The organism is Spongiibacter sp. (assembly GCF_041602295.1).
Classification (GTDB): domain Bacteria; phylum Pseudomonadota; class Gammaproteobacteria; order Pseudomonadales; family Spongiibacteraceae; genus Spongiibacter.
Genome location: NZ_JBFIGO010000008.1, coordinates 14,652 through 39,140 on the forward strand (window position 1 = coordinate 14,652; position 24,489 = coordinate 39,140).

Annotated in this window: 22 protein-coding genes; 8 read left to right on the forward strand and 14 right to left on the reverse strand. The window is 57.3% G+C overall.

The features are described from left to right. The first annotated feature begins 156 nt into the window (after positions 1 to 156). Positions 157 to 1,086, forward strand: a complete 930-nt coding sequence (locus tag ABYM29_RS02840) for a hypothetical protein (protein ID WP_372861855.1) — start codon at positions 157 to 159, stop codon at positions 1,084 to 1,086. A gap of 77 nt (positions 1,087 to 1,163) precedes the next feature. Continuing rightward, on the forward strand, positions 1,164 to 1,553 hold the full coding sequence (locus ABYM29_RS02845) for a nuclear transport factor 2 family protein (RefSeq protein ID WP_372861857.1): 390 nt from the start codon (positions 1,164 to 1,166) through the stop codon (positions 1,551 to 1,553). 65 nt (positions 1,554 to 1,618) lie between these two features. On the opposite strand, the gene ABYM29_RS02850 is transcribed toward ABYM29_RS02845, so the two are convergent. Beyond that, positions 1,619 to 2,002: an MAPEG family protein gene (locus ABYM29_RS02850; RefSeq protein WP_372861859.1), complete on the reverse strand. Its 384-nt coding sequence runs from the start codon at positions 2,000 to 2,002 to the stop codon at positions 1,619 to 1,621. A 48-nt stretch (positions 2,003 to 2,050) separates the two neighbouring features. Next, positions 2,051 to 2,773, reverse strand: coding sequence for a DapH/DapD/GlmU-related protein (locus tag ABYM29_RS02855; protein WP_372861862.1), 723 nt, complete (start codon positions 2,771 to 2,773; stop codon positions 2,051 to 2,053). An 83-nt stretch (positions 2,774 to 2,856) separates the two neighbouring features. On the opposite strand from ABYM29_RS02855, the gene ABYM29_RS02860 reads away from it, so the two are divergent. Together ABYM29_RS02860 and cysE are read left to right on the forward strand one after the other, a co-directional pair. After that, positions 2,857 to 3,546, forward strand: a complete 690-nt coding sequence (locus ABYM29_RS02860; protein WP_372861864.1) for a tRNA (guanosine(46)-N(7))-methyltransferase TrmB — start codon at positions 2,857 to 2,859, stop codon at positions 3,544 to 3,546. Positions 3,547 to 3,615: 69 nt separating this feature from the next. Further along, positions 3,616 to 4,413, forward strand: coding sequence for a serine O-acetyltransferase (gene cysE, locus ABYM29_RS02865; RefSeq protein ID WP_372861866.1), 798 nt, complete (start codon positions 3,616 to 3,618; stop codon positions 4,411 to 4,413). A gap of 28 nt (positions 4,414 to 4,441) precedes the next feature. Here cysE and ABYM29_RS02870 read toward each other — a convergent pair whose 3' ends face one another. Further along, positions 4,442 to 5,233, reverse strand: coding sequence for a M48 family metallopeptidase (locus tag ABYM29_RS02870; RefSeq protein WP_372861869.1), 792 nt, complete (start codon positions 5,231 to 5,233; stop codon positions 4,442 to 4,444). A gap of 83 nt (positions 5,234 to 5,316) precedes the next feature. Here ABYM29_RS02870 and ABYM29_RS02875 point away from each other — a divergent pair, with 83 nt between their 5' ends. Beyond that, positions 5,317 to 5,892 carry a DNA-3-methyladenine glycosylase I gene (locus ABYM29_RS02875; protein WP_372861871.1) on the forward strand — a complete coding sequence of 192 codons (576 nt, stop codon included), beginning with the start codon at positions 5,317 to 5,319 and terminating at the stop codon, positions 5,890 to 5,892. Between the two features lie 99 nt (positions 5,893 to 5,991). Next, the gene (locus tag ABYM29_RS02880; RefSeq protein WP_372861873.1) at positions 5,992 to 6,537 is read left to right on the forward strand and encodes a DUF4136 domain-containing protein; all 546 of its coding nucleotides are present in this window, start codon (positions 5,992 to 5,994) and stop codon (positions 6,535 to 6,537) included. Here ABYM29_RS02880 and ABYM29_RS02885 read toward each other — a convergent pair. After that, on the reverse strand, positions 6,531 to 7,121 hold the full coding sequence (locus ABYM29_RS02885) for a DUF1415 domain-containing protein (RefSeq protein WP_372861875.1): 591 nt from the start codon (positions 7,119 to 7,121) through the stop codon (positions 6,531 to 6,533). The two genes, ABYM29_RS02880 and ABYM29_RS02885, sit on opposite strands and share 7 nt — an antisense overlap. Positions 7,122 to 7,338: 217 nt before the next feature. On the opposite strand from ABYM29_RS02885, the gene ABYM29_RS02890 reads away from it, so the two are divergent. Continuing rightward, entirely contained in the window at positions 7,339 to 7,893 is a 555-nt protein-coding gene (locus ABYM29_RS02890; RefSeq protein ID WP_372861878.1) for an NAD/FAD-utilizing enzyme, read from the forward strand. Positions 7,894 to 7,965: 72 nt separating this feature from the next. Here the strand turns inward: ABYM29_RS02890 and hemE are convergent, their stop codons facing one another. From hemE to ABYM29_RS02940, 10 genes are all read right to left on the reverse strand, one after another. Further along, positions 7,966 to 9,030: a uroporphyrinogen decarboxylase gene (gene hemE, locus ABYM29_RS02895; protein WP_372861882.1), complete on the reverse strand. Its 1,065-nt coding sequence runs from the start codon at positions 9,028 to 9,030 to the stop codon at positions 7,966 to 7,968. A gap of 88 nt (positions 9,031 to 9,118) precedes the next feature. After that, a complete protein-coding gene (locus ABYM29_RS02900; RefSeq protein ID WP_372861885.1) occupies positions 9,119 to 10,537 on the reverse strand; it encodes an FAD-dependent oxidoreductase in 1,419 nt (472 codons plus the stop codon). A 28-nt stretch (positions 10,538 to 10,565) separates the two neighbouring features. Beyond that, positions 10,566 to 15,014: a glutamate synthase large subunit gene (gltB, locus tag ABYM29_RS02905; protein WP_372861888.1), complete on the reverse strand. Its 4,449-nt coding sequence runs from the start codon at positions 15,012 to 15,014 to the stop codon at positions 10,566 to 10,568. Between the two features lie 167 nt (positions 15,015 to 15,181). Further along, entirely contained in the window at positions 15,182 to 16,270 is a 1,089-nt protein-coding gene (gene aroB, locus ABYM29_RS02910; RefSeq protein ID WP_372861890.1) for a 3-dehydroquinate synthase, read from the reverse strand. Positions 16,271 to 16,333: 63 nt separating this feature from the next. Further along, entirely contained in the window at positions 16,334 to 16,858 is a 525-nt protein-coding gene (gene aroK / locus ABYM29_RS02915; protein ID WP_372861893.1) for a shikimate kinase AroK, read from the reverse strand. Positions 16,859 to 16,865: 7 nt separating this feature from the next. Then, positions 16,866 to 19,052: a type IV pilus secretin PilQ gene (gene pilQ / locus ABYM29_RS02920; protein ID WP_372861895.1), complete on the reverse strand. Its 2,187-nt coding sequence runs from the start codon at positions 19,050 to 19,052 to the stop codon at positions 16,866 to 16,868. A gap of 23 nt (positions 19,053 to 19,075) precedes the next feature. Continuing rightward, positions 19,076 to 19,603, reverse strand: coding sequence for a pilus assembly protein PilP (locus ABYM29_RS02925; RefSeq protein WP_372861898.1), 528 nt, complete (start codon positions 19,601 to 19,603; stop codon positions 19,076 to 19,078). Next, positions 19,603 to 20,220: a type 4a pilus biogenesis protein PilO gene (locus ABYM29_RS02930; RefSeq protein WP_372861900.1), complete on the reverse strand. Its 618-nt coding sequence runs from the start codon at positions 20,218 to 20,220 to the stop codon at positions 19,603 to 19,605. The genes ABYM29_RS02925 and ABYM29_RS02930 overlap by 1 nt, the downstream gene beginning before the upstream one ends. Positions 20,221 to 20,229: 9 nt before the next feature. Next, complete coding sequence (locus tag ABYM29_RS02935) at positions 20,230 to 20,790, reverse strand: PilN domain-containing protein (protein WP_372861902.1); 561 nt, start codon at positions 20,788 to 20,790, stop codon at positions 20,230 to 20,232. After that, positions 20,790 to 21,857, reverse strand: coding sequence for a pilus assembly protein PilM (locus tag ABYM29_RS02940; protein WP_372861904.1), 1,068 nt, complete (start codon positions 21,855 to 21,857; stop codon positions 20,790 to 20,792). The genes ABYM29_RS02935 and ABYM29_RS02940 overlap by 1 nt, the downstream gene beginning before the upstream one ends. Positions 21,858 to 22,027: 170 nt before the next feature. Here ABYM29_RS02940 and ABYM29_RS02945 point away from each other — a divergent pair, with 170 nt between their 5' ends. After that, on the forward strand, positions 22,028 to 24,478 hold the full coding sequence (locus ABYM29_RS02945; RefSeq protein WP_372861906.1) for a penicillin-binding protein 1A: 2,451 nt from the start codon (positions 22,028 to 22,030) through the stop codon (positions 24,476 to 24,478). Positions 24,479 to 24,489: the final 11 nt, after the last annotated feature.

A 24,489-nucleotide genomic window follows, 5' to 3' on the forward strand; every position in this document is an offset into this window, starting at 1 on the left:
TTCGCTGTTTTTTTGCACCGCACTAACGCCGCCCAGCTAGCTCACCGGCTTCCGCCCGGCGCCGCTAGCCACGCATACCGCCAAGCCACTACACTAGTACTGCCATCACTGCATCAGTCATCGCCGCGGCCCGACAGACCCATTGCGAGTTACGCCATGCCCACCGCCCTGCACGCCTTCAGTCTTATCTGCGCCATGCTCATGGCAACCAGCCGCGCCATCACAGTCCATGCACAAACTCACACCGACTCACTAGACAGCACACAGCTGAGCGAGCTCAGTGGTCTGGCGCCCAGCTATCAGCACCGCGGTTACTACTGGGCACACAATGACAGTGGCGATCGACCGCGCCTGCTACTGTTAAAACCCGGCGAGCAGACACTGGGAATCGCGCCTGTGTCCGGCGCCAACGCTCATGACTGGGAAGACATGGCCAGTTTTAGCGATGCCAGTGGCAGCTATTTGCTGGTCGGCGACACTGGCGACAATTTCGCCCGACGCCCGCTTATCGATATTTACCTGCTGCGCGAAGGCGGCAGTATAACGGCGCCGAGCGCGCTGCTGCTGCGCCGCTACAGTCTGGTTTTCGACGGCGGCCCGCGGGATGTCGAGGGACTGGCCGTCGATGCCCAACAGCGGATGGTCTACTTACTCAGCAAGCGCGAGGCCCACCCCCAGCTCTACCGCTTTTCGCTAGACGCACTGCCCGATCACACCATTGTGCTGACGGCGTTGGGCGCGGTCACCAGCCTGCCCAGCAAAGCCCGCCACCGCCCACAGCGAGAAGGACGCATCAGCCTGCACTCCCCCACCGGCCTCGACTTTGCCGCCGACGGCCGTGGCGCCGTCATCAGCACTCCAATCGAAAGTTACTACTTTCACCGCCAAGCGAATCAAAGCTGGCTGGCGGCGCTAAACAGCGAACCCAGCCCATTGCGGGCGCCTGTGCTACGGCAAGTAGAAGCGATTGCCTTCAGCGCCGACGGCCAAGCCATTGTACTGGGCAGCGAGGGCCGACCCACGCCGCTACTGCGCTTTAACAGGCCGCGCCCTACCCGCAGCCCGGGCAAGGCGGCGGAGAAATAGTCGCTAAGCACAGGCAAAAAGCCATACACTGCATGCCGGAAGATTCACCACGCCAAAACAATAAACAGAGGCCCGCAATGACCAGTACTCTCGACACCTGGCACCAGCTGCTCAACAATCGCGACATTAACGGCCTCGACCAGTTACTCGACGACGATGCCGTATTCCTCTCCCCCATTGTCCATCGCCCCCAACAGGGCAAGGCACTAACGGCGATGTATTTGTCCGCCGCTTTTCAGGTGCTGGTCAACGACAGCTTCCACTATGTGCGCGAGGTGGTCGGCAAACAGGATGCCGTACTGGAATTTGAGGTAGAGGTTGACGGCATTACCGTCAACGGCGTGGACATGATTCACTGGAATGAGGCGGGCAAAATTACCGAGTTCAAGGTCATGCTGCGGCCGTTAAAAGCCATTAATTTAATTCATCAAAAAATGGCCGAAATGCTGCAAGCAGAGCAAAGCTGACTCGCTGTTAACGGCATGCAGCAGGGCTTCAGGCAAGCCCCTGCATGCCAAGCGCTGGCGCCTGCTTAAGGCACGATGCAGAACAGGCTAATCACCACCGCCAAACCCGCAAACCACACCAGGCTGCGTATGGCTCCCCAGTTCATCAAATAGCACACTGTGTAGAGCACGCGAATAGCCACATAGGCCATGGCCAACAGATTGAGTGTGCCAGCGGCCGCACCACTGAAGTGGGCAATGATAACGGCCGCCGCAAACAGCGGAAAGCTTTCAAAACTGTTGTTCATCGCCGCCACAGCGCGGGCCGGGCGCCCCTCCAACTGCGCCAGCCACTGGCGTGGATGGTTGTTGTCGTAGGCCTTGCCGCCGACCTTGCCACCCTTGGCCAGCAGGCCAGTCAGTGGCGACATCATGCCTGCGATCAAAACACACCATAGTGCAATCGTCATCGTAATCCCCTTCGTATTGGTTTTAATGATTTTATTGTGGGTATTGCCCTAGTCTTTCGACCCCGGTTTCAGCAAACAGCGCAGCCAATTGAGGGTGCCATTTTTACCCAGCACCATGCGGTCCACCCCGTCGAAGAATTTTTCTAGTCCCGCTGGATCGGCAAAGAAATCAGCGCGGGTTTTCATTGGCCTGTCTGCATCGAGCTGCTTAACCACTTTTGCCGGGTTACCGGCCACAACAACATTCGCCGGCACGTCCTTGGTGACCACCGCTGCCGCCGCCACCACGCTGTTGTCGCCAATCGTCACGCCCTTGAGCACCGTGCTGTGATCCCCCAGCCAGACGTTATTGCCAATATGCACTGGCTTCACATCACTGCTGCGGGCAGTGCGATCGTAGATGTCGTGCCAGTCGCTGTCGGTGATATACACACCGTTGGCCATCATCACACTGTCGCCAATAATAATCTCATCACTGGCTGAAATACGGCTGCCCGGGCTGATCAACACATAGTCGCCAATGCGGATACGCCCCTGCCCCGGTTCGCGCCCCCACACGCCAATTTTTACCCTCGCCTCGGGCTCGGCGATCACCGTCGCACAGCGACCAATCTCGATATTTGGTCCCGAGATGGAGATATACCAGGGTTTCATAAACGTGGGATAATCGCCCAGGTAATCACAGGCCGGCCGCAAAAAATGCCGGGTGTACCACTGCCTGAAGCGCAGGTAGTTTTTTTTGACCCAATAGGGGCGCCGATCTTGACGCATAACTCGCCCGTGTCGTTGTTATTTAAGCGGCACAGTGTCGCAAGGCTGGGCCAGCGTAGCAATTCAAACAAGGTTACCAATTGATGAAAAAGAGCAGCGACGGCCAGGTGTCGCGGCGCATTGAAAGCAGCCAGGACGATATTCACCAGCGCCTTGCCGAAGTGGTTACTAAGCACTTGAAGCACCCCTTCCGCAAACCCTACGCCGCTCACAACCAGCAAGCCTTTCAGCAGGCCCAGCAGTGGCTCAGCCAACAGCGCAAGCCGCTTATCCTCGATTCCTTCTGCGGCGTTGGCGAAAGCACCTGGCAACTGGCCGAGCGCTTCCCCGGGCACGCGATTATCGGCGTCGACAAATCCGCCGCGCGGCTCAACAAGCACGCCGCCCACCGCGGCAGCGACTGCGATAACTACCTGCTACTGCGCGCGGACGTCGACGACTTCTGGCGCCTCGCAGTAGCAGCCAACTGGCAGCCTGAAGCGCACTATCTGCTCTATCCCAACCCCTGGCCAAAGCCCAGCCAGCTGAGCTACCGGGTGCAGGGCTCACCGCTGTTTCCCAGTGTCGTCGCCTTAGGCGGGCGCATAGAATTGCGCAGCAACTGGCCGGTCTATGTTCGCGAATTTGCCGCCGCACTGGAAATTGCCGGACAAGCATCATCCGTTGAAGCCTTTAACAGCGATCGCCCGCTCACCCCCTTTGAGCGCAAATACCAACGCGCCGGACAGCTGTTGTGGCGCTGTGTCAGCACGATTAGCCACGCTGAGGAGTAGGCACACGACTGTCACCGGAAAGGGCTTAGACGGTATACTCAGCCAACAATGAATACAGATGACCGCACTATGAGTAAATCGGCGACCGACGACAAAGTATGGCAGAGCATCCGCGCGGAAACCGCCGAGGAAGTCCGGCGCGAACCCGTGCTGGCCAGCTTTCTGCACGCCACCATTTTGAACCACGACCGCCTGGAAGACGCGCTCAGCTTCCACCTCGCCCATATCCTGGACAGCCCGGCGGCGTCGGCGCTGCTGGTTCGCGAAGTGATTGACCGGGCCTTTGCCGCCGAGCCCTGCATTCGCCGGGCGCTGCGTGCCGATCTCTGCGCCGTGCTGGAGCGCGACTCCGCCTGCAGCCGGCTGTCGGTCCCCTTTTTGTATTTCAAGGGCTATCACGCCCTGCAGTCTTACCGTGTGGCTCACTGGTTGTGGCAACAGGGGCGCAGCTCACTGGCGCTGTTTTTCCAGAATCGTATCAGCTGTGAGTTCGGCGTGGACATTCACCCGGCCGCCAAAATTGGCCACGGCGTGCTGATGGATCACGCCACGGGCATCGTGATTGGCGAAACGGCAGTGGTGGGTAACAATGTGTCGCTGATGCAGTCGGTGACCCTCGGCGGCACCGGCAAGGAACACGGCGACCGCCACCCCAAAGTGGCCGACGGCGTATTGATCAGCGCCGGCGCCAAGATCTTGGGCAATATCCGCATCGGCGAAGGCTCGCATATTGCCGCCGGTAGCGTGGTGCTCAAAGAAGTGCCACCACACAGCTTGGTGGCGGGAGTCCCCGCCAAGGTCATTGGCAAACCCGACACGGAATCCCCCGCGTTATCGATGAATCACAGCGCCTGCTGCGACGACTAGGCCTCGTCGGCTAGATCGTCGCCCCGACTCAGCCACAATTCGGACGAATCCCCTGCGCCCTGGCCTGCTGATACAAGGGCGCCGCGTTTTTCTGTTGACGTTTCAGGTCGTTGATGCGGGTTTCATGTGAGGGGTGGGTAGACATAAACTCCGGCGGCTGGGCCTCCGCAGCAGCGCTCATATTCTTCCACAATTCAATACTGGCCGCCGGATTAAAGCCCGAGCGCGCCATCAGGTCGACACCCAACACGTCGGCTTCAGATTCCTGCGCGCGGCCGTAGGGCAATACCAGACCGTACTGCGCGCCCAAACCCAGCATCCCCATCACCGTCGCTTTCTGAGGACTATCCCCTAACAGCACCGCCAGTAATTGCGTACCGGTACCCGTCACACTTTGCAGAGACATGCGCTCGGCACTGTGTAACGCCAAGACATGGGCCACTTCATGACCCAGCACGGTCGCCAGCTGATCAGCCGTCGTCGCGACTGCAAAAATTCCGGTGTGCACGCCAATTTTTTTACCGGGCAGGGCAAAGGCATTGGCGGACTTATCGTCAAAGACCACAACCTCCCAGCTACCCCGCCATTCCGCTGGCAGCCTGGTGGTAATCGCATCGGCTACGCAGCTGACATAGGCATTGATTTTACCATCTCGATTGACGGTCATTTTCTGTTTCATATCGTCAAATGCGGCAACTCCCATTTGCGACATTTCACCGTTGGAAAACAGCATCATCTGCCGCCGCCCGGTGGGCGATTCCACACAGGCAAGCAATGCCAACAACACACTGACTACCGTGGCGACTCGCAATAATTTCATCCCTTCCCCCAAAAAGCAGCTTTACACCGCACTGTCTGATATTTTGGCCATTATGACATAGGCTGACAATTGTGGAGACCAGCGTGAGTAAAGTCTGTGACTGGTGCGGCGACGACCCCCTGTACCGCCGCTACCACGATGAAGAATGGGGGCGCCCCTGCCGCGACGACCGCAAATTGTTTGAGTTTATCATCCTGGAATCGGCTCAGGCCGGGCTAAACTGGCTAACGATACTGCGCAAGCGCGAGGGCTACCGACGCCTTTTCGCCGATTTCTGCGCCGAGACGGTAGCGGCCTTTAACAACGACGATATAGATCGACTAATGGCCGACCCAGCCATTGTTCGCAATCGCGCGAAAATTGACAGCGCCATCAATAATGCCCGCTGCTTTTTACAGCTGCAGCGCGACTACGGCAGCTTTGCCAACTACCTCTGGGGCTTTGTCGATCATCGGCCAATTGAAAATCAGTGGCAGCAGCTCGCCGAAGTACCCGCGACAACTATGCTCTCTGACAGGATTAGCAAGGACATGAAAAAACGCGGTTTTCGCTTTTTCGGCAGCACGATCTGCTATGCCTATTTACAGGCGATGGGTGTGGTCAATGACCACCTCGTCAGCTGTCCCGCACACCGTCAATGCGCAGAGCCGAACCGCTAACGCGTTCGGAGGTAGCGCGGCACTATCGCGCGCGGCTGCGGACTAATAGCTATAACATTAATCATGCTGCGCGTTTTCGCCCACCCGAGGGAGATTGTCATGACCATCCGAAACATTGCCCTGAGCCTGTTTAGCGCGCTGCTGCTCAGCGCCTGCAGTAGCAGCAAAGTGCACAACGACTACAACCCGCGCACTAATTTCAGCAGTTATCAACACTACACCTGGTCCGCCGATAGCGGCGCAGACAAAGCGCTATCACCATTTCTTGCCGAACAAGTCAAAACTGCATTACAAGCGCGACTGGACACCGGCCTCTACCGGCTGCGTCCTGAAGGGGGCGAATTTATCGTGCGTTACTACGTGGCGCAGGCCGCCAATACCATCGATCGCAGCCCGCGGCTGGGCATTGGCATGGGCAGTTTTTCCGGCAACTTCGGCATGAGCACCTCAGTGGGTGTGCCGCTGGGCAAAGACACCGTTAATCGCAATATCCAGATACTGATCGACCTACTGGACGGCCGCAGCAAACAACTGAGCTGGCGCGGTTCACTGGTAGTTGAACTCGACGACCAGGACCCCAAGGTCAATCGCGAGCGGATTGACCGCGCCGTGGGCGAAATCTGGGCGACCTTCCCCCCTCACTGAGGGTCGTTGGGGCGGGGTTCAGCAGCAAAGTGCCAAGGAAACAGCGCCCGCAAGGTGTCTGACTCCATCGCCCGCAACAGCTCGACATTGCGCTCCGGTATGGCGCTGACATCCGGGTGACTGGCAATGGCTGCCGCCACACTGTCCTCGCGCAACAGGTGCAGTATTGGCCAGGGCGAGCGATTGCTGTAATTGGCCGGGTCATCGGCCTCACAGCCCTCGAAAATATACTGCGGGTGGAAGCTCGCAACCTGAAACTGGCCGCGCCACGGGCTCTGCTCGAGCAGGCTTTCCGCCACCCCGACAAACTCCCAGTAGTCGTCAAAGGAAGCCTGCAGGGCCGGTACCACCATCAAGGTCGTCTCCAGCGCGGCGGGCTCACTGTCGGCCAGCTTCATCAGCTCGGCGTAGAACTGCTGCAGCAGCTGCTCGGGATCAGTACTGGCACTGACCACAATACGGACAGCATCCTGCTGCCGCGGCCGCGCGGCAAAGGGACACAGCTGCTGACCAATCACCACCGCATCGAGCCACTGTTCAAGCTCAGCGAGAATTCGCTCTTTGTCCTGTTCGGCTGTCGTCACCGCATGCCCTCTCTAGGTTTATCGACACAATTATAACCCGGCGGGCAGCAGCGATATATCTACAAGAAATTTGCAAAACAGCTACTAGACCGTTTTGCCATAAAGTACACCGAAGCCCTCGAAACGGCGTAGCATGAAGACTGCTACACTTAAAGTGCAACGTCAGAGGCGAGCCGCACAGGCGTGCGACCCGCCAAAAGAAGCTTGGGAGCAACCAATGAAACGATACTTCTTTTTGGTGGACAACCTAGACAAGCTGGCCGCCATCGAACACGACCTCGAAGAAAACGGCCTGACATGGCCACAGATCCATGTCCTCAGCCACGATGACAGTGGCGTGGAAAAGCGCAAACTCCACAATGTTGAAGCGGTATTGCGCAAAGATGTTGTGCTGGCCATGCAGCGCGGTGCGCTGATCGGCCTTGGCGGCTTTGCCCTGGTGTTAGCCACCGCCCACTATTCTGGCGTCACCCAGGTTGCCGGCTGGGCGCCGTTTATATTTTTAGCCATCGTTGTGCTGGGCTTCTTTACCTGGGAGGGCGGGCTCTTCGGTATTCAGGAACCCCACCACGACTTTAAACGCTTTGAGCAGGCCCTCAGCAGTGGCCGCCACCTGCTGATGATCGATGCCAACAGCCGCGAGCAAAGCGTATTAAACCGAGTCACCGCCCACTACCCCGAACTGGAGTTTTCCGGCACTGGCGACGGCGCCCCCGACTGGTTTATCAGCCTGCAAAATAAATGGCGGCACTTTATCGAAGTCATGCCCTGAGTAGCTGAGCGAGGCATAAACAAAAAAACCACGCTGAGCGTGGTTTTTTTGTGCCTAACAAGACCTATCACACTAGCGATGATACGCCGGTGACAGTTCACGTACCGCTTCAATAAACGCGCCCGCGTGCGCCGGATCAACCTCAGGCGTAATGCCGTGACCGAGGTTAAACACGTGCCCAGTACCCGTGCCGAATTCCTCGAGGATCGTCGCCACCTCTTGGCGAATACGCGCCGGCGAGGCGCGCAACATGGCCGGGTCCATATTGCCTTGCAGCGCCACTTTATCGCCGACCCGCGCACGCGCCTGACCAACATCGGTGGTCCAATCCAAACCCAACGCCTGAGCACCAGTAGCGGCCATCGACTCCAACCACTGGCCGCCGTTTTTGGTGAACAAGATCGCCGGCACCGGGCGACCGTCATGATTCTTTATCAGGCCATCAACGATCTGCTTCATGTAACGCAGGCTGAATTCCTGATAGGCGCGGTGCCCCAAAGCGCCTCCCCAGGTATCGAAAATTTGCACCGCCTGCGCACCCGCACGAATCTGGTCATTTAGGTAAGCGGTGACACTCTGCGCCAACTTGTCGAGCAGGGCATGCATGGTTTCCGGCTCGTCGAAGGCCAGCGCCTTGCAACGGGCGTGATCTTTAGAACCACCGCCTTCAACCATATAAGTTGCCAGTGTCCACGGGCTACCGGAAAAACCAATCAATGGCACCCGGCCATTCAGTGCTGAGCGAATGGCGCGCACCGCATCGCAGACATAGGTGAGGTGTTTTTCACCATCGACGACCGGCAGCGCCTCAACGTCGGCCATACTGCGCACCGTTTTACGAAAACGCGGCCCCTCGCCGGTTTCGAAATACAGGCCCAGGCCCATGGCATCGGGAATGGTCAGAATATCGGAAAACAGGATTGCGGCATCCAGTGGATAGCGCTCCAAGGGCTGCAGAGTGACCTCGCAGGCCAATTCGGTGTTTTTGCACAGCGACAGAAAGTCGCCAGCTTGGCTGCGCGTGGCGCGATACTCCGGTAGATAGCGACCCGCCTGGCGCATCATCCACACTGGGGTGTAGTCTACGGGCTGGCGCAGCAGGGCGCGCAGGAAAGTATCGTTTTTAAGTTCGCTCATATGCCCATCACCTTGCTGTGAATACAACAGCGCCGAGCCGAGATGCAGCAAAACCTGTTGCCACAACTCAGCTCGGCGCCCTTCGCCGTTATACCTTCAGGTAGTCCAGAATGCCTTCCGCCGCCTGACGACCTTCCCACACCGCGGTAACAACCAGATCAGAACCCCGCACCATATCGCCGCCGGCAAACACCTTGGGGTTAGTGGTTTGGAATTTGAACAGTTGCTGCTCGGGTGCTGTCACGCCACCCCAAGACTCCAGGGCGATATTTTGATCTTGCAGCCACTCCGGTGGATTCGGCTGAAAACCAAAGGCCACCAGCACCACATCAGCCGGAATGATTTCCTCACTGCCGGGAATTTCCTCCGGGCGGCGACGGCCATTCTCATCGGGCTCGCCCAGCTGGGTGGTCACCACTTTAACGCCCTCAACCTTGCCGTTGCCAACAATGGCCACCGGCTGGCGGTTGAACAGGAACTCGACACCTTCTTCCTTGGCATTTTGCACTTCGCGGCGCGAGCCCGGCATATTTTCCTCGTCTCGGCGGTAAGCGCAGACAACGCTTTGCGCACCTTGACGAATGGAGGTGCGGTTACAGTCCATGGCGGTATCACCACCACCTAGCACCACAACGCGCTTGCCATTAACACTGATGAAATCGCCAGCATTGTCTTCCCAGCCCATGTTGCGATTTACATTAGACACCAGGAAGGGCAGGGCATCGTAAACACCGTCGAGATCCTCGCCGGGGAAGCCGCCCTTCATATATTTGTAAGTACCCATTCCCATGAATACGGCATCGTAATCGGCCAGCAGCTCATCCATGCTGATATCGCTGCCGATGGTGGTATTGAGCCTAAACTCCACACCCATTTCTTCCAGCACGCGGCGGCGGCGTTGAACCACCGACTTTTCAAGCTTGAACTCGGGAATACCAAAAGTCAGCAGACCGCCGATTTCCGGGTAGCGATCAAACACCACGGGTTTAACGCCAGCGCGTACCAGTACATCCGCGCAACCTATGCCCGCCGGGCCGGCACCGATCACCGCCACTTTTTTATCGGTCCACACCCGCTTAGACATATCCGGGCGCCAACCCAGCTCCAGAGCGGTGTCGGTAATATACTTTTCAGTAGAACCAATGGTGACAGCGCCGAAACCATCGTTAAGCGTACAGGCGCCTTCACACAAACGGTCCTGAGGGCAAACACGGCCACACACCTCCGGCAGGCTGTTGGTCTGGTGGCTGAGTTCGGCCGCCTCAAACAGATTGCCTTCGCTAACCAGCTTCAGCCAGTTAGGGATGTAGTTGTGGACCGGACACTTCCACTCGCAATACGGGTTACCACAGCTCAGACAGCGGTGCGCCTGATGCTGCACCTCTTCTTCTTTATAGGGCTCATAAATCTCCACAAACGCCTCGCGGCGCTGGACCATATCTTTCTTGCTAGGATCTTGACGACCTACGTCAAGAAACTGAAATGTATTCTGCAAACGTTCAGCCATACTCTCTACCTCTTCGCTACGCGATCGCCTATTCCGGACGCCGTCTGGTGGTTTCCAGCAGGCGGCTGAGGCTTGCTGCTTTGGGCTTGATCATCCAGAACTTGCCGATGTAATCATCGAAATTATCGAGGATCTGCTGCCCCCAAGCGCTGCCAGTTTCTGCAACGAACTCCTCGATATTGCCGCGCAGATGGACGCGATAGGCTTCCAGCGACTCCGAGGTAATCCGGCAGATCTCCACCAGCTCGCTGTTGTAGCGATCAACGAAGGTGTTCTCCTGGTCCAGCACATAGGCGAAGCCGCCGGTCATGCCCGCACCAAAGTTCACACCAGTGTTACCTAATACCGTAACGTTACCACCCGTCATATATTCGCAGCAGTGGTCACCTGCGCCCTCGATAACCGCATGGGCACCGGAGTTGCGCACCGCGAAACGCTCGCCAGCCGTGCCCGCAGCAAACAGTTTGCCGCCGGTCGCACCGTATAAGCAGGTGTTGCCGACAATCGAGGTATCCTGACTGGCGAAGGCGCTGCCGCGCGGCGGGTAAATCACCAGCTTGCCACCGGCCATCCCCTTGCCGACATAGTCATTGGCATCACCTTCCAGATACATATGCAAGCCACCGGCGTTCCACACACCGAAGCTCTGACCCGCGGTACCCGCTAAACGCAGCACGACTGGCGCGGACTCCATATCGAGGTTGCCGTGGCGACGAGCAATTTCACCCGATAGGCGCGCACCAATGGAGCGGTCGCAGTTATTAATCGTGAAAGTGAACTCACCACCGGATTTGGCATCAATGGTGGGCAGTATTGCCGCCACCATTGCCTCAGCTTTCTCGCCCTTGTCGAAAGGCTCATTCAAGGCCACCTGACAGAAAGCAGGCTGCCCCTCGGCTTCCGGGTCTTTATGCAACATCGGCGACAGGTCTAACAGGCCCTGCTTGTCGGTTTCGCCCGCCTTTTGTACGAGCAGGTCCGTGCGACCAATCAGCTCGTCCATCGTGCGCACACCAACTTTCGCCATCCACTCGCGCGTTTCCTCGGCAACGAACTTAAAGAAGTTCATCACCATTTCCACGGTGCCAATAAAGTGGTCATCGCGCAGTCGCTCATCCTGGGTAGCAACACCGGTCGCGCAGTTGTTCAGGTGGCAGATACGCAGATATTTACATCCCAAGGCCACCATCGGCGTGGTGCCAAAGCCGAAGCTTTCAGCGCCGAGAATTGCCGCCTTCACCACATCGAGGCCGGTTTTCAAGCCGCCATCGGTCTGTACTCTCACCTTGCCGCGCAGGCCGTTGCCACGCAGGGTTTGCTGCGCTTCTGCCAAGCCCAGCTCCCAAGGGGAACCCGCGTAGCGAATAGACGTCAACGGACTCGCCGCCGTACCGCCATCGTAACCAGAAATCGTGATCAGGTCAGCGTAGGCCTTGGCCACGCCGGCAGCAATGGTGCCCACCCCCGGCTCAGAAACCAGTTTCACGGACACCAGGGCCTGCGGATTTACCTGCTTGAGGTCAAAAATCAGCTGCGCCAAATCCTCGATAGAATAAATATCGTGGTGCGGCGGCGGCGAAATCAGCGTGACACCGGGCACCGAGTGACGCAGGCGAGCGATCAGGGCATTCACTTTGCCCCCGGGCAGCTGGCCGCCTTCGCCAGGCTTGGCGCCCTGGGCAACTTTGATCTGCAGTACCTCGGCGTTCACCAAATAGTGGGGGGTCACACCAAAGCGTCCAGACGCAATCTGCTTGATTTTAGACACGCGCTCAGTGCCAAACCGCGCGGGGTCTTCACCACCCTCACCGGAGTTAGAGCGCGCACCAAGGCGGTTCATCGCCGCCGCCAAGGCTTCGTGCGCCTCTGGGCTAAGAGCGCCCAAGGACATGCCTGCGGAGTCAAAGCGGCTGAGAATACTCTCAATCGGTTCCACTTCTTCCAGAGGAATCGGTTTAGCCTTATCGCTAAAGTCCAACAGGTCGCGCAATGTTGCGACCGGGCGGGTATTCACCAGCTCGGCGTACTGTTTCCAATCACTGTAGTTGCCGCTTTTCACAGCCTCTTGCAGGCGCATCACCACATCGGGGTTGAAGGCGTGGTATTCCTTGCCGTGCACGTACTTCAGCAGGCCGCCCTGATCCAGCGGCTTGCGCGGCAGCCAGGCGATGGTCGCCAGTGCTTCCTGATCCTGCTGCAGCTGTTTGAAACCAACACCGGCAATACGACTGGCAACACCTTTAAAACAGCGGGCAACGACATCGGTATCGAGACCCACAGCCTCAAACAACTGAGCGCCACGGTATGAGGAAATGGACGAGATGCCCATTTTCGACATAATTTTCAGCAGCCCTTTGTTGATGCCTTTCACGTAGTTTTCATACGTGCCCAACTCATCGCCCAGCACTTCACCACTGCTGAGCATGTCGCTGAGCACGGCAAAGGCCATATAGGGATACACCGCCGTAGCACCAAAACCAAACAGACAGGCCATCTGATGCGAGTCGCGGGCGCTGCCACTCTCGATAACCAGGTTGGCGTCGCAACGCAGACCTTGTGCAATCAGGTGGTGATGCACTGCGCCAGTGGCTAGCAGGCTGTGCACAGTCAGCAAACCGGGCTCAACCGCGCGATCACTTAAAATCAAAATAACGCTGCCGTCGCGCACGGCCTGCTCTGCCGCAGCGGCGACATCACTGACCGCTTGGTCCAGACTCTTTAACGCGGGGTCATAACACAGATCGATAGTGACTCGAGGGTAGCGCGGCGAATCGACGCCCATCAGCCGATCAAACTTGTCCGGGGACAACACTGGGCTGCTGAGGATCAACCGGTCTGCGTGGTCGGCCGTTTGCTCGAAGACATTTTGCTCGGCACCCAACAGCGTTTCCAGACTCATCACGATTGACTCCCGCAGGGGGTCAATCGGGGGGTTGGTTACCTGGGCAAATTTCTGGCGGAAATAGTCGTACAGCGAACGCTGACCGCGTGACAGCACGGCCATAGGCGTATCGTCCCCCATGGAACCGACAGCTTCATTGCCGCTATCGGCCAATGGCGACAATACCTGCTCGCGCTCTTCAAAACTGACTTGGAAATATTTTTGCAAGCTTTCCAGGTGCTCGGCCTCCGGCAGTGCCGGACGATTGCCCCGCCCCAGCTGATCCTGCAAGCGATTCGCATTGTCGCGCAGCCATTGCTTGTAAGGGTGGGCAGACTTCAGTCGATCGTCGACATCCTTAGTGTGCAGCACTTCACCGCTCTCGGTATCGACCACCAGAATCTGCCCGGGACCAACGCGGCCCTTAGCAACGACATCATCGGGCTGATAACCGTAAGTCCCTATTTCCGACGCGACCGTGATAAAACCGTCTTTAGTAATCACCCAGCGCGACGGACGCAGGCCATTGCGGTCGAGCATACACACAGCGTAACGACCATCGGTCATTACCAATCCAGCCGGCCCATCCCAAGGCTCCATATGCATAGAGTTGTATTCGTAAAAGGCCTTGAGGTCGGCATCCATGTGCTCGATATTCTGCCATGCGGGTGGCACCAACATCCGCACCGCACGGAACAGGTCCATGCCGCCGGCGACCAGCAGCTCCAGCATATTGTCGAGGCTTGAAGAATCGGAACCGGTACGGTTAACCAGCGGCGCCAAGGCTTCAACATCGGGAATACGCGGGCTGGAAAAATTCTTAGTGCGCGCCTCAGCCCAGTTGCGGTTGCCCTCAACAGTATTGATTTCGCCGTTGTGAGCCAGCATCCGGAATGGCTGTGCCAGAGGCCAGCGAGGCATGGTATTGGTGGAAAAGCGCTGGTGGAATACACAAATAGCGGTTTCCAACTCCGGATCGGCGAGATCGAGATAGAAAGCCGGAAGATCCACCGGCATGACCAGGCCTTTATAAGAAACGACATCGGCAGACAGGCTGCAAATATAAAAATCGCCATCGTCCGCCAACGCCATTTCAGCTTGGCGACGGACAATAAACAAGCGCGTGGTCAGTTCCTGAGCACTGAGATTCTCAACATTGATAAATAGCTGCTCAATACGCGGCAAGCTGTCGAGGGCAATTTCACCACAGACCGAGGAGTCCACCGGCACCGGCCGCCAACCCGCTTGCTGCAAGCCGTTATCTGCGAGGATCTGTGCCAGAGTTTGTCGCGCGGCGTCGGCGCGCTGCTCATCTTGGCTGAGAAAGATCTGACCCACACCGTAAAGTTCGGAGAGTTCGCCACCAAAGGCGGCCTTAGCCGCACTGCGCAAAAAGGCATCGGGTTTTTTCAGCAGCAAACCGCAGCCATCACCCGTTTTACCGTCCGCAGCAATACCCCCGCGGTGAGTCATGCAGGTCAGTGATTCGATGGCGGTGGTGAGCAATTTGTGACTGGCTTGGCCCTCCATATGGGCAATCAGTCCAAAACCACAGTTGTCGCGCACATCTTCAGGTCTGTACAGGCCTGTACTCATAAAACGACTCTCACAAAATATATAAGAAAAACAAGCAGATAGTCGAAATGACAGCTCGGCGCACGCTTGCGTACCCGAAAAAAGGAGGGACATTCTACACGGACGGGCCTATGCGGACAAACGCCGAGCAAAAAACGAGCAAAAACCGTTCAAATTTTAACCAACAATCATCCCTTCACGCCAGCCGCCAGCAGCACTTTAGCGATCTGCTCGACACTGGCAGCCTCGCTGACCACCGCCTGACCCAGACCTTTTAACAGGACCAAGCGCAAGCGGCCATCAACAACCTTCTTGTCCCGCCCCATCAACTGTAGAAACTGCTCAACCGTCATCGCCGATGGCGGCTTAACCGGCAGCCCCGCCCGCTGCAGCAACTGATTGCCGCGCCGCAGCACCTCAACAGACAGGTCGCCCATCTCCACCGACAACGCCATAGCGAGGGACATTCCCGCCGCCACTGCCTCACCATGCAACCAGTTGCCGTAGCCTTCTGCGGTTTCGATGGCGTGGCCAAAGGTATGACCGAGATTAAGGATGGCGCGGCGCCCGCCCTCCCGCTCATCTTCGGCCACCACTTTCGCCTTATTCACACAGGAGCGATACACCGCCTCGGCCAATACCTCGCCGTCGCGCGCCATCAAGGCCGCAATATTCGCTTCAAGCCATGCGAAAAACGGCGCATCACAAATCAGCCCGTATTTAATAATCTCTGCAACGCCAGCGGCGTACTCCCGCTCCGGCAAGCTATCCAGCAAACTCAAGTCGGCAACCACGCAGACCGGCTGATGAAAGGCGCCAATCATATTTTTTCCCAACGGGTGATTAACGCCGGTTTTCCCCCCCACCGAGGAGTCAACCATGGCCAGCAGCGTTGTTGGCAACTGCACAAACGCCACCCCCCGCTGATAACACGCCGCCGCAAAGCCGCACATGTCGCCGACCACACCACCACCCAAGGCGACCAGAGTGGTACTGCGATTGTGATTCTCTTCCAACAGGCGATCAAACACCGTCGCCGCCACCGCCAAACTCTTATGTGCTTCACCATCAGGCAGCACAACCTCAGAGAGCCGCTTACCAGCTAAGGCTTGCTTGGCCGCGGCCATATACAAGGGCGCCACCCGGTCATTGCTGACGACACAGGCCTGATTACCGCGCACATAAGAGGCCCAATCCACATCCGGGTTATCAAGCAAGTTGCGACCAATAAAAATAGGATAGCTGCGCTCGCCAAGAGAAACTTGGAGCTGTTTCATGGTGAATTTCCGAAATATCAGGTCAAGGAGTGGCTGAAAGCGGTGAGTATAACAGGCTAAACGCTAGAGGTCGCCGCCCTGGAGTTTAGCGACCAGCTCCTGCACCACCGCCCGCGGGCTGCGATGATCGGTGGCAATACTGTGATCGGCGAGCTGTAGATAAAGCGGCTCCCGCTCAGCCATTAGGCGACGCAAAGTCGCCTCCGGGTCGCCCTGCTGAAGCAGCGGACGTTTGCGGTCTTTGGCAGTTCGGCGTATTTGCTCATCAATAGAGGTTCGCAGATAAACCACCGTACCCCGCGCCATCATCAAACTGCGATTCTCCTCGCAGAGTACAGCACCACCGCCGGTGGACACCACCGCGGCACTGCTGTCACTGAGGTCTTTCAACATCTGCGTTTCGCGCTCGCGAAAGCCCGCCTCGCCTTCCATATCGAAGATCCACGGAATATCGACACCGGCCCGCTCCTCGATCTCGCGATCGACGTCGTAGAAATCCACACCCAAAGTATCGGCCAGCAAACGACCGATGGTGCTTTTTCCCGCCCCCATCGGCCCCACCAAATACACTACTTCTGTTTTGCGCATGACCCCATCAATCTACCAAGCTGTCGGCAAGAATGCGCGGCGTAATAAAAATCAGTGTCTCCTGCTTTTCGCGGGTCACACTGGTGGACTTGAACAGACGCCCCAGAAAGGGGATATCCCCCAGGAATGGCACCTTGGTCTCCGTCTCCACATCCAACTGATCGTAGACCCCACCCAATACCACTGTCTCGCCGTTGCTAACCAGCACCCGGGTCTGCAACTCGGTGGTATCAATGGTCGGCACCTGACCACCCAGTCCGGTGGCAATTACCAAATCCCCGATGGTGTCCTGATTAATAATCAAATCCATAATGATGCGGTCATCGGGGGTAATGATGGGCGTCACATCCAACTTCAGCACCGCCTCCTTAAAGGCAATAGTGGTTTCGCCACTGGCCGAACTCTCCGGATAGGGAATCTCGGTACCCGATTTGATGATGGCCGCTTCCTTATCACCGGTCACGATACGCGGCTGCGACACCACCTCACCGCGCCCCTTGGATTCCAGCGCAGACAACTCGAGATTAAGCAGTACATCAGAGCCGATATAACCGATGGCAAACGATCCCGCCGCATTGGACACGCCAAGGTCGGTCACCAAGCCGGGCACCGCCTCAAAGCTGCTGGCCCCGGAAGTCAGGGCATCGACAAAGTTATTGCGCGTTGCCTGATCGCCCTCCAGTGTGCCGTTGGCAGAGTAGATTTCATTGCCCCGCTGCCTGACATAGGCGCCACCCCAACGCACCCCCAGCGAGCGATCGAAATCAGAGGAGGCGCGCACAATCCGCGCCTCGATCTGCACCTGACGCACCGGCACATCGATCAGCGCCACCAGACGGCGAAACTCTTCCAGCCTTTCCGCCGTTTCAGTAATCAGCAGCGAATTGGTGCGCTCATCGACGATCACATTGCCGCGGGGCGACAATATGCTTTTCGCAGAGCCCTCACGGTCGCCACGGCCATCGCCGCCTTCATCGCTATCAAACAGCTTGAACAATTCAGCCGCGTCGGCATAGCGAATACGAATAAATTCACTCTGCAAGGGCGCCAGCTCTTCCACCTGCTTCTGCGCCTCTATCTCCAGGCGCTCGCGCTCGGCAATTTCTGCCGCTGGCGCCACCATCAGCACATTGCCCACCTGACGCTTATCCAAGCCCTTGGTTTTCAACACCAACTCCAGGGCCTGATCCCAGGGCACATTTTGCAGGCGCAGGGTGATATTGCCCTTGACGGTATCGCTGGCCACCAAATTAAGCTCGGTGAAATCGGCAATCAGCTGCAATACCGAACGCACCTCAATGTCCTGAAAATTCAGCGACAACTTCTCGCCGACATAGGCAAACTCCTTGCGACGCTCCTGAACCTCCGCCGGAGTCAGTGGTTTGACACTGACCACGTATTCGTTATCCGTTTGATAGGCGAGGTAGTCGTACTCCCCCTTCGCCTCCAGTGACAACTTGGCCCCCTTTTCGCCCATGCGCGCACTGACCATGCTTACCGGCGTAGCGAAATCGGCGACATCAAAGCGACGCTGCAAGCTCGGAGGCAGATCCACGCCGGTGAAATCAATTTTAATTCGCGGCCCTTCGACAAACACATTGATATCCGCCTTGTCGTCGGCGAGCTTGACGACCAGCCGTCCCTCACCCGCATCGCCGCGGCGAAAATCGAGATCGGTAATCCGATTACCGTTCGCCTTGGACTTAACTTCGGACATGGAAATCACAGGGTTGTTATACTTTTCCTTGAGATAGGCCCGGCTACTCCCCCCCCCAACGGAAACCACCAACTCATCGCCATCAATACGGGTTTCATAGGGCGCCAGACTGACAAGGTTGAGCACCACACGAGTGCGGTCGCGCCCCTCCAGCACCACCGCGCTACTGGCATTGTCGTAGGCCAGCGGGTATTTCTTCTGCTTGAGCTGGTTGTCCGCGCCAATCAAATCCAGGGCAATTCTCGCGGGCTTTTCAATGGTATAGCCCTTCACCTCTGGCGCCGGGCCAGTGAAACGGAAACGCGCCTCAAAACGGCCGCCCTCCAGCGCATTAAACTCCACATCGACAAGACTGGCCGCCGAGGTCACCATAGAGGCAAACAGGGACGCGAGTAGCAGCAGGCACTGGCCAATCAGTGCGCGACTGCCACGGGCCTTGCGCTGCACAGCGCGCTGCTTCTGCATTCGGGTTTTCATCAATCTCTCCGCCTCTCGAATTCTCACTTGCCGTCACTCAACTCAAGGGAGCGCGGCCGCTCTACCCAGCCATCTCCACCGGTAGAGACGATCTCGACTACCGAAATATAGTTACCACCAACCTGGACAATCTTGCCGTGGTTGCGACCCACATAGTTATTCTGCCTGACTCTATGCACACCGCCGTCCGGCGTTTTTAGCAGTGCCCACAACACCTTATTCAACTCCACGGTGCCGACCATTCTCAACGAGTCGATAGAATACGACTCCAGAAACTCGCGTTCGCGGTCAGTATCAGGCTTCACCGACGACGACGCTTCAAGGCGGGCAATTTCCTTCACATCAACCGGCTTACTAAACGGGCTTCGCAGCCCCGAGGCCGTATAGGTGAAGGCGCGATAGGCCTGCATTGCCGGTATCGGGGCAATGGCACCACTGGGAGCGGCGCGCTTTTCAGCCACAAAGGCGTCGATATCGGCGTAGCGCCCACCGTCACTACAAGCCGTCAGCGCAAGCAGCACGGCGGGCAGAAAGACTCGTAGCAGTCGCATTACGATTCCCCCTCCATCTCTTTGTAGCGATAGGTTTTTGCCGTAATGGACATTTTCTGCCTACTGAGCTCTTTATCGGTGCTTATCTTATAATCGTGTAGCGTGACAATTCGCGGCAAGCTGGCGATACCACTCACAAAGGCCGCCAAGTCGTGATAGCTGCCCTCAACCTCGATCGCGATAGGCAGTTCAATATAGAATTCTTGGGTGCGCTCAGGCTGCAGTTTAATACTGTCAATCTCCAAGCCATTATCCACCGCCTTCTCGGTCATATCCTCGAGCAAGCCGGGCACCTCGGTGTCGGCAGGCAATTGCCCCAACAAAATCCCAAAAGACTCTTCCATCTCAGCCATTTGCTTTTTCAGCGGCTCGAGTTTTGCCGCTTTAAAAGCCTTGCGCTCAAACTCCGCTCGAAGCTGGCTTTCCTTGCCCTCGACAACCGCCAACTCCACCCGCAAATCGGCGATCAAATAAAAATACCCCACCGTCACGACCAGCACGAAGGCCAGCAGCCACAGCCCGGCGCGCACCAATACCGGCCAAGCGCCGATATTGCCCTCGTTGATATCATTAAAATCAAACTGTTTAACTTCGTCGATCCATTCCTGCCAAGCCACAGCCATCTCCTATTCGTCATTCGCCGGCGAAGGGGCGCTGATACGGAACGACAGCGTAAAATTACTCGCCTGCTCGCCGTACTCTTCAGCCGCCTTAACCGCTGTGAGATTGGGCTCAGAGAACCAGGTCGAGGCATCGAGCTTGCGCATCAGGCTCGACACCCGGTTATTGGATTCAGCAATCCCCTCAACACTGATGCGATCGCCAGCACGCACCACCGAGGTAAAAAACAGGCCGTCCGGGAGAGTTCTCACCATCTCATCAAATACCCGCACAATCAGCGGACGCGTCCCCTGCAGGCTCTGGATGATATTCATCCGGTCGAGCAGCTGCTGACGGCGCGTTTCCAGATCACGAATTTCCGCAACCTCTTTATTGATTTGGGTGATATGGCCCTGGAGATAGGCATTGCGGCTCTCTTGATTGCTGATCGCACGGTTCACGACACTCATCGTCAACAAAACAATCAGCCCCGCCAGCACCACCACCGCTGCCAGCCCAGCCAGAAACTGCTGCTGGATCTGATGGCGGCGCTCTTCCCGCCACGGCAACAGGTTGATATTTGACATCAGTCAAAACTCCTCAGAGCCAGTCCACAGGCAATTAGCATAGCCGGCGCATCATTACTCAAACGCATGGCGTCTACCCCGGAGGCAATTGACATATTCGCAAAGGGATTGGCCACCACGGTCTTCACCGCCAAACGTTCTTCTACGGTCTCCGCCAAGCCCTGCATGGACGCAACCCCACCGGCCAAAAAAATGGCGTCAACTTCACTGTACTGGCTGGCCGAGAAGAAAAACTGTAGCGACCGCGATACTTGTTGAATTACCGCCTCTTTAAACGGCGCCAACACCTCACTGTCATAGTCATCGGACAGCCCACCCTGCTTCTTGGCCAAGCCGGCCTCCTCGGCACTCAGCCCATAGCGGCGCTGAATCTCCTCGGTAAGCTGGCGGCCACCAAACAACTGGTCGCGGGTGTACACCGTTTCGCCATTAACAATAACGCTGAGTGAGGTCATGCTGGCACCGATATCCACTATCGCCACCACGGTGTTCTCATCGACACCCAACTGCGGTGCCAACAGGCCATAACTGCGCTCTACCGCATAGGCCTCGACATCCATTATTTTCGGCTCAAGGCCACCGACCTCCAGCGCCTCGACACGACTGTCGACATTGTCGCGACGGCAGGCAACCAGCATCACCTCAACCTGTTCAGGCGCATCTTCGGCGACCCCCTGCACTTCAAAGTCCAGTGCCACCTCTTCCAGCGGGTAGGGGATATACTGATCGGCCTCCAGGGAGATCTGCGCCTCCATGGCGTTGTCATTCATATCGGCGGGCATGCGCAACATCTTGGTAATAACCGCCGAGCCGGGCACCGCCGCCGCTGCTTTGACCAATTTGCTTCGCGAGCGGTTGTACACCGCCTTCACGACCTCGCCAACGGCCTCAACTTCCACAACGTTTTTTTCCACCACGGACTGTGGCGGCAGCGACATAACCGCATAACTTTCAACGCGCAATTTCTCGCCACTGCGACTCAGTTCCAGCACTTTGACCGCGCTGGAACTGATGTCTACGCCGAGCACACCGCGGGATTTTTGACCGCCTAACAAGCCATCTAGCACTGTTATTTTCCTATTTACATCGTGGACTTAGGGCGAATTCTTATATGCAAGATTAAATACCAGTGTATACCATTGCGCAAATAGTTATGAAAAAAATACCCCGATAATTTCACAGATTTGGGTATCCTAGTCTCCGCATTTTGATAGCCCTTTGGCATAACTGGAAAAATATGGCTCGCACCGTTTCGCTACTACGTTTCTTCAGCCTACTGGCTTTAATTTCAGCCTGTGGGACCTTTATGGTGTTCTGCGCCGCCTTCCTCTATATCGCCCCGCGACTACCGGAAGTCGAACAGCTGCGCGACGTACAACTGCAAACCCCCCTTCGTATATATAGCAGAGATGGGCAGATAATCGGCGAATTTGGCGAAAAGCGACGTTCACCAGTAAGCATACAAGAGGTACCCAAAACCTTTATTGACGCATTTCTCGCTGCCGAAGATGACCGCTTCTACCAGCATCGCGGCGTCGACCCCACCAGTCTGCTGCGCGCCGCCTCACAGCTCATCACCAGCGGCAGCATTCAAACCGGCGGCTCCACCATCACCATGCAAGTTGCCAAAAACTACTTCCTAAGCCAGGAGCGAACCTTCACCCGCAAGTTCACCGAAATCTTTTTAGCTATCGAGATCGAGCGCAAACTTAGCAAGGGCGACATCCTCGAACTCTACTTAAACAAGATATTTCTCGGCAATCACTCCTACGGCATTGAGGCCGCGGCACAAACCTATTACGGCACATCCATCAAAGAACTAAACCTTGCACAAATGGCGATGATTGCCGGTCTCCCCAAAGCCCCTTCGGCCTACAACCCCATCGCCAACCCCGAACGCGCACGCATCCGCCGAAACTGGATACTGCGCCGCATGTATGCGCTCGGCTATACCAGTGAGGCCGACTTCAATGACGCCATCGCACAACCAATAAGCGCCCGCCAGCACGGCACCCAACTCGACGTCAATGCCGCCTATGCCGCCGAGATGGTGCGCCTAGAAATGCTGCGACGCTACGGCCGTGCCGCCTACGAAAATGGCTACAGCGTCATTACCACCGTCGACAGCCGCCTGCAGAAGGCCGCCAAGAACGCGGTCCTCAATGGCGTTGCCGAGTATGACCGCCGCCACGGCTACCGCGGCCCAGAACAGCAATGGCCAATAAACGGCGACCTGGACGATGAAGCCCGCAAACAATACAGCCGCAAACTGCAAGATATCGGCAGCGTTGGCCCCTGGCACCCCGCCCTGGTCTTGAGTATCGAAAGCCGACGGGCCGTCGTGCTATTGGCCACCGGCCAACAAAGCACCCTGGAATGGGAACAGGGCTTCGCCGGCACCGTGCGCTACATCAATGAAGACCGAAACAGCTACGAAGCGGAATCCGTAGATGAACTTATCGCGCCCGGCGACGTTATCCGCCTGCGCATGAACGACGGCTCACCCCAACGCTGGCAGCTGTCGCAACTCCCCGCCATCCAGGGCGCCCTGGTCTCCCTGGACGCAGACAGCGGGGCCATTCTCAGCCTGGTGGGCGGCTACAGCTATCAGCGCAGCTCCTTTAACCGTGTCACTCAAGCCTCACGGCAACCAGGCTCGGCCTTCAAGCCGTTTATTTACACCGCCGCCCTGGCCAACGGTTTTACCGCCGCCAGTATTATCAATGACGCACCCATCGTCTTTGACGACGCCTCCCTAGGGGGCACATGGCGCCCCAGCAACTCAAACGGCAAATTCAACGGCCCAATGCGACTGCGCAAAGCCCTTTACCTGTCGCGCAACCTGGTATCCATTCGTCTGCTGCGCGAACTGGGCATCAACACCGCCATCGATTATGTCGCGCGCTTTGGCTTTGACAGCAGCAAGCTGCCCCGCGACCTCTCCCTGGCCCTGGGCAGCCACTCACTCACCCCATTGGACGTCGTCACCGGCTATGCGGTATTTGCCAACGGCGGCCACAAAGTCTCACCCTGGCTGATCGAACAAATTATCGACCGCGACGGCAACACCATTTACCGGGCAGACCCGGCAATCGCCTGCCACAACTGCAAGGCCGACGAAGACAACATCGACAGCATGGAAGCCGACTCATTAGACGACTTGCGCGCCGACAGCGCCGCACACCAGGCGCGCCGCGCTGAACGCGTAATCGATGAAGAAGTGGTGTTTTTGATCGACAGTATTTTAAAAGACGTGATCACACGCGGCACCGGCCGCAAGGCATTGACACTCAAACGCGGCGATGCCGCCGGCAAAACCGGCACCACCAACGGCCCTACCGACGCCTGGTTCTCCGGCTACAGCAGTGGTGTTGTCACGTCCACATGGATAGGCTTCGACCAAAATCAGAAACTGGGCCGCCGTGAATTTGGCGGTTCCGTCGCGCTGCCTATCTGGATCGATTATATGAAAGAGGCCCTTCAAGGCCGCCAGGAACGCCACCTGAAGCAGCCGGAAGGCATTATCTCCGTGCGCATCGACCCAGAGAGCGGCAACCTCGCCGCGCCGGGACAGGGCAACGCGATATTCGAGTACTTCCGCACCGGCAACGCCCCCAGCGCCATCAGTAGCGGCGGCGCTGAAGGCGCTTACGAAGCGGGCAACGGCGAACCCATCGAGCTATTCTAAAGCCCACTGTC

Bases quoted from the DNA above. Each gene is read 5' to 3' on its own strand.
- ABYM29_RS02840 (WP_372861855.1), top strand. From the start codon at position 157: ATGCCCACCGCCCTGCACGCCTTCAGTCTTATCTGCGCCATGCTCATG.
- ABYM29_RS02845 (WP_372861857.1), top strand. From the start codon at position 1,164: ATGACCAGTACTCTCGACACCTGGCACCAGCTGCTCAACAATCGCGAC.
- ABYM29_RS02850 (WP_372861859.1), bottom strand. From the start codon at position 2,002: ATGACGATTGCACTATGGTGTGTTTTGATCGCAGGCATGATGTCGCCA.
- ABYM29_RS02855 (WP_372861862.1), bottom strand. From the start codon at position 2,773: ATGCGTCAAGATCGGCGCCCCTATTGGGTCAAAAAAAACTACCTGCGC.
- ABYM29_RS02860 (WP_372861864.1), top strand. From the start codon at position 2,857: ATGAAAAAGAGCAGCGACGGCCAGGTGTCGCGGCGCATTGAAAGCAGC.
- cysE (WP_372861866.1), top strand. From the start codon at position 3,616: ATGAGTAAATCGGCGACCGACGACAAAGTATGGCAGAGCATCCGCGCG.
- ABYM29_RS02870 (WP_372861869.1), bottom strand. From the start codon at position 5,233: ATGAAATTATTGCGAGTCGCCACGGTAGTCAGTGTGTTGTTGGCATTG.
- ABYM29_RS02880 (WP_372861873.1), top strand. From the start codon at position 5,992: ATGACCATCCGAAACATTGCCCTGAGCCTGTTTAGCGCGCTGCTGCTC.
- ABYM29_RS02890 (WP_372861878.1), top strand. From the start codon at position 7,339: ATGAAACGATACTTCTTTTTGGTGGACAACCTAGACAAGCTGGCCGCC.
- hemE (WP_372861882.1), bottom strand. From the start codon at position 9,030: ATGAGCGAACTTAAAAACGATACTTTCCTGCGCGCCCTGCTGCGCCAG.
- ABYM29_RS02900 (WP_372861885.1), bottom strand. From the start codon at position 10,537: ATGGCTGAACGTTTGCAGAATACATTTCAGTTTCTTGACGTAGGTCGT.
- gltB (WP_372861888.1), bottom strand. From the start codon at position 15,014: ATGAGTACAGGCCTGTACAGACCTGAAGATGTGCGCGACAACTGTGGT.
- aroB (WP_372861890.1), bottom strand. From the start codon at position 16,270: ATGAAACAGCTCCAAGTTTCTCTTGGCGAGCGCAGCTATCCTATTTTT.
- aroK (WP_372861893.1), bottom strand. From the start codon at position 16,858: ATGCGCAAAACAGAAGTAGTGTATTTGGTGGGGCCGATGGGGGCGGGA.
- pilQ (WP_372861895.1), bottom strand. From the start codon at position 19,052: ATGAAAACCCGAATGCAGAAGCAGCGCGCTGTGCAGCGCAAGGCCCGT.
- ABYM29_RS02925 (WP_372861898.1), bottom strand. From the start codon at position 19,603: ATGCGACTGCTACGAGTCTTTCTGCCCGCCGTGCTGCTTGCGCTGACG.
- ABYM29_RS02935 (WP_372861902.1), bottom strand. From the start codon at position 20,790: ATGTCAAATATCAACCTGTTGCCGTGGCGGGAAGAGCGCCGCCATCAG.
- ABYM29_RS02945 (WP_372861906.1), top strand. From the start codon at position 22,028: ATGGCTCGCACCGTTTCGCTACTACGTTTCTTCAGCCTACTGGCTTTA.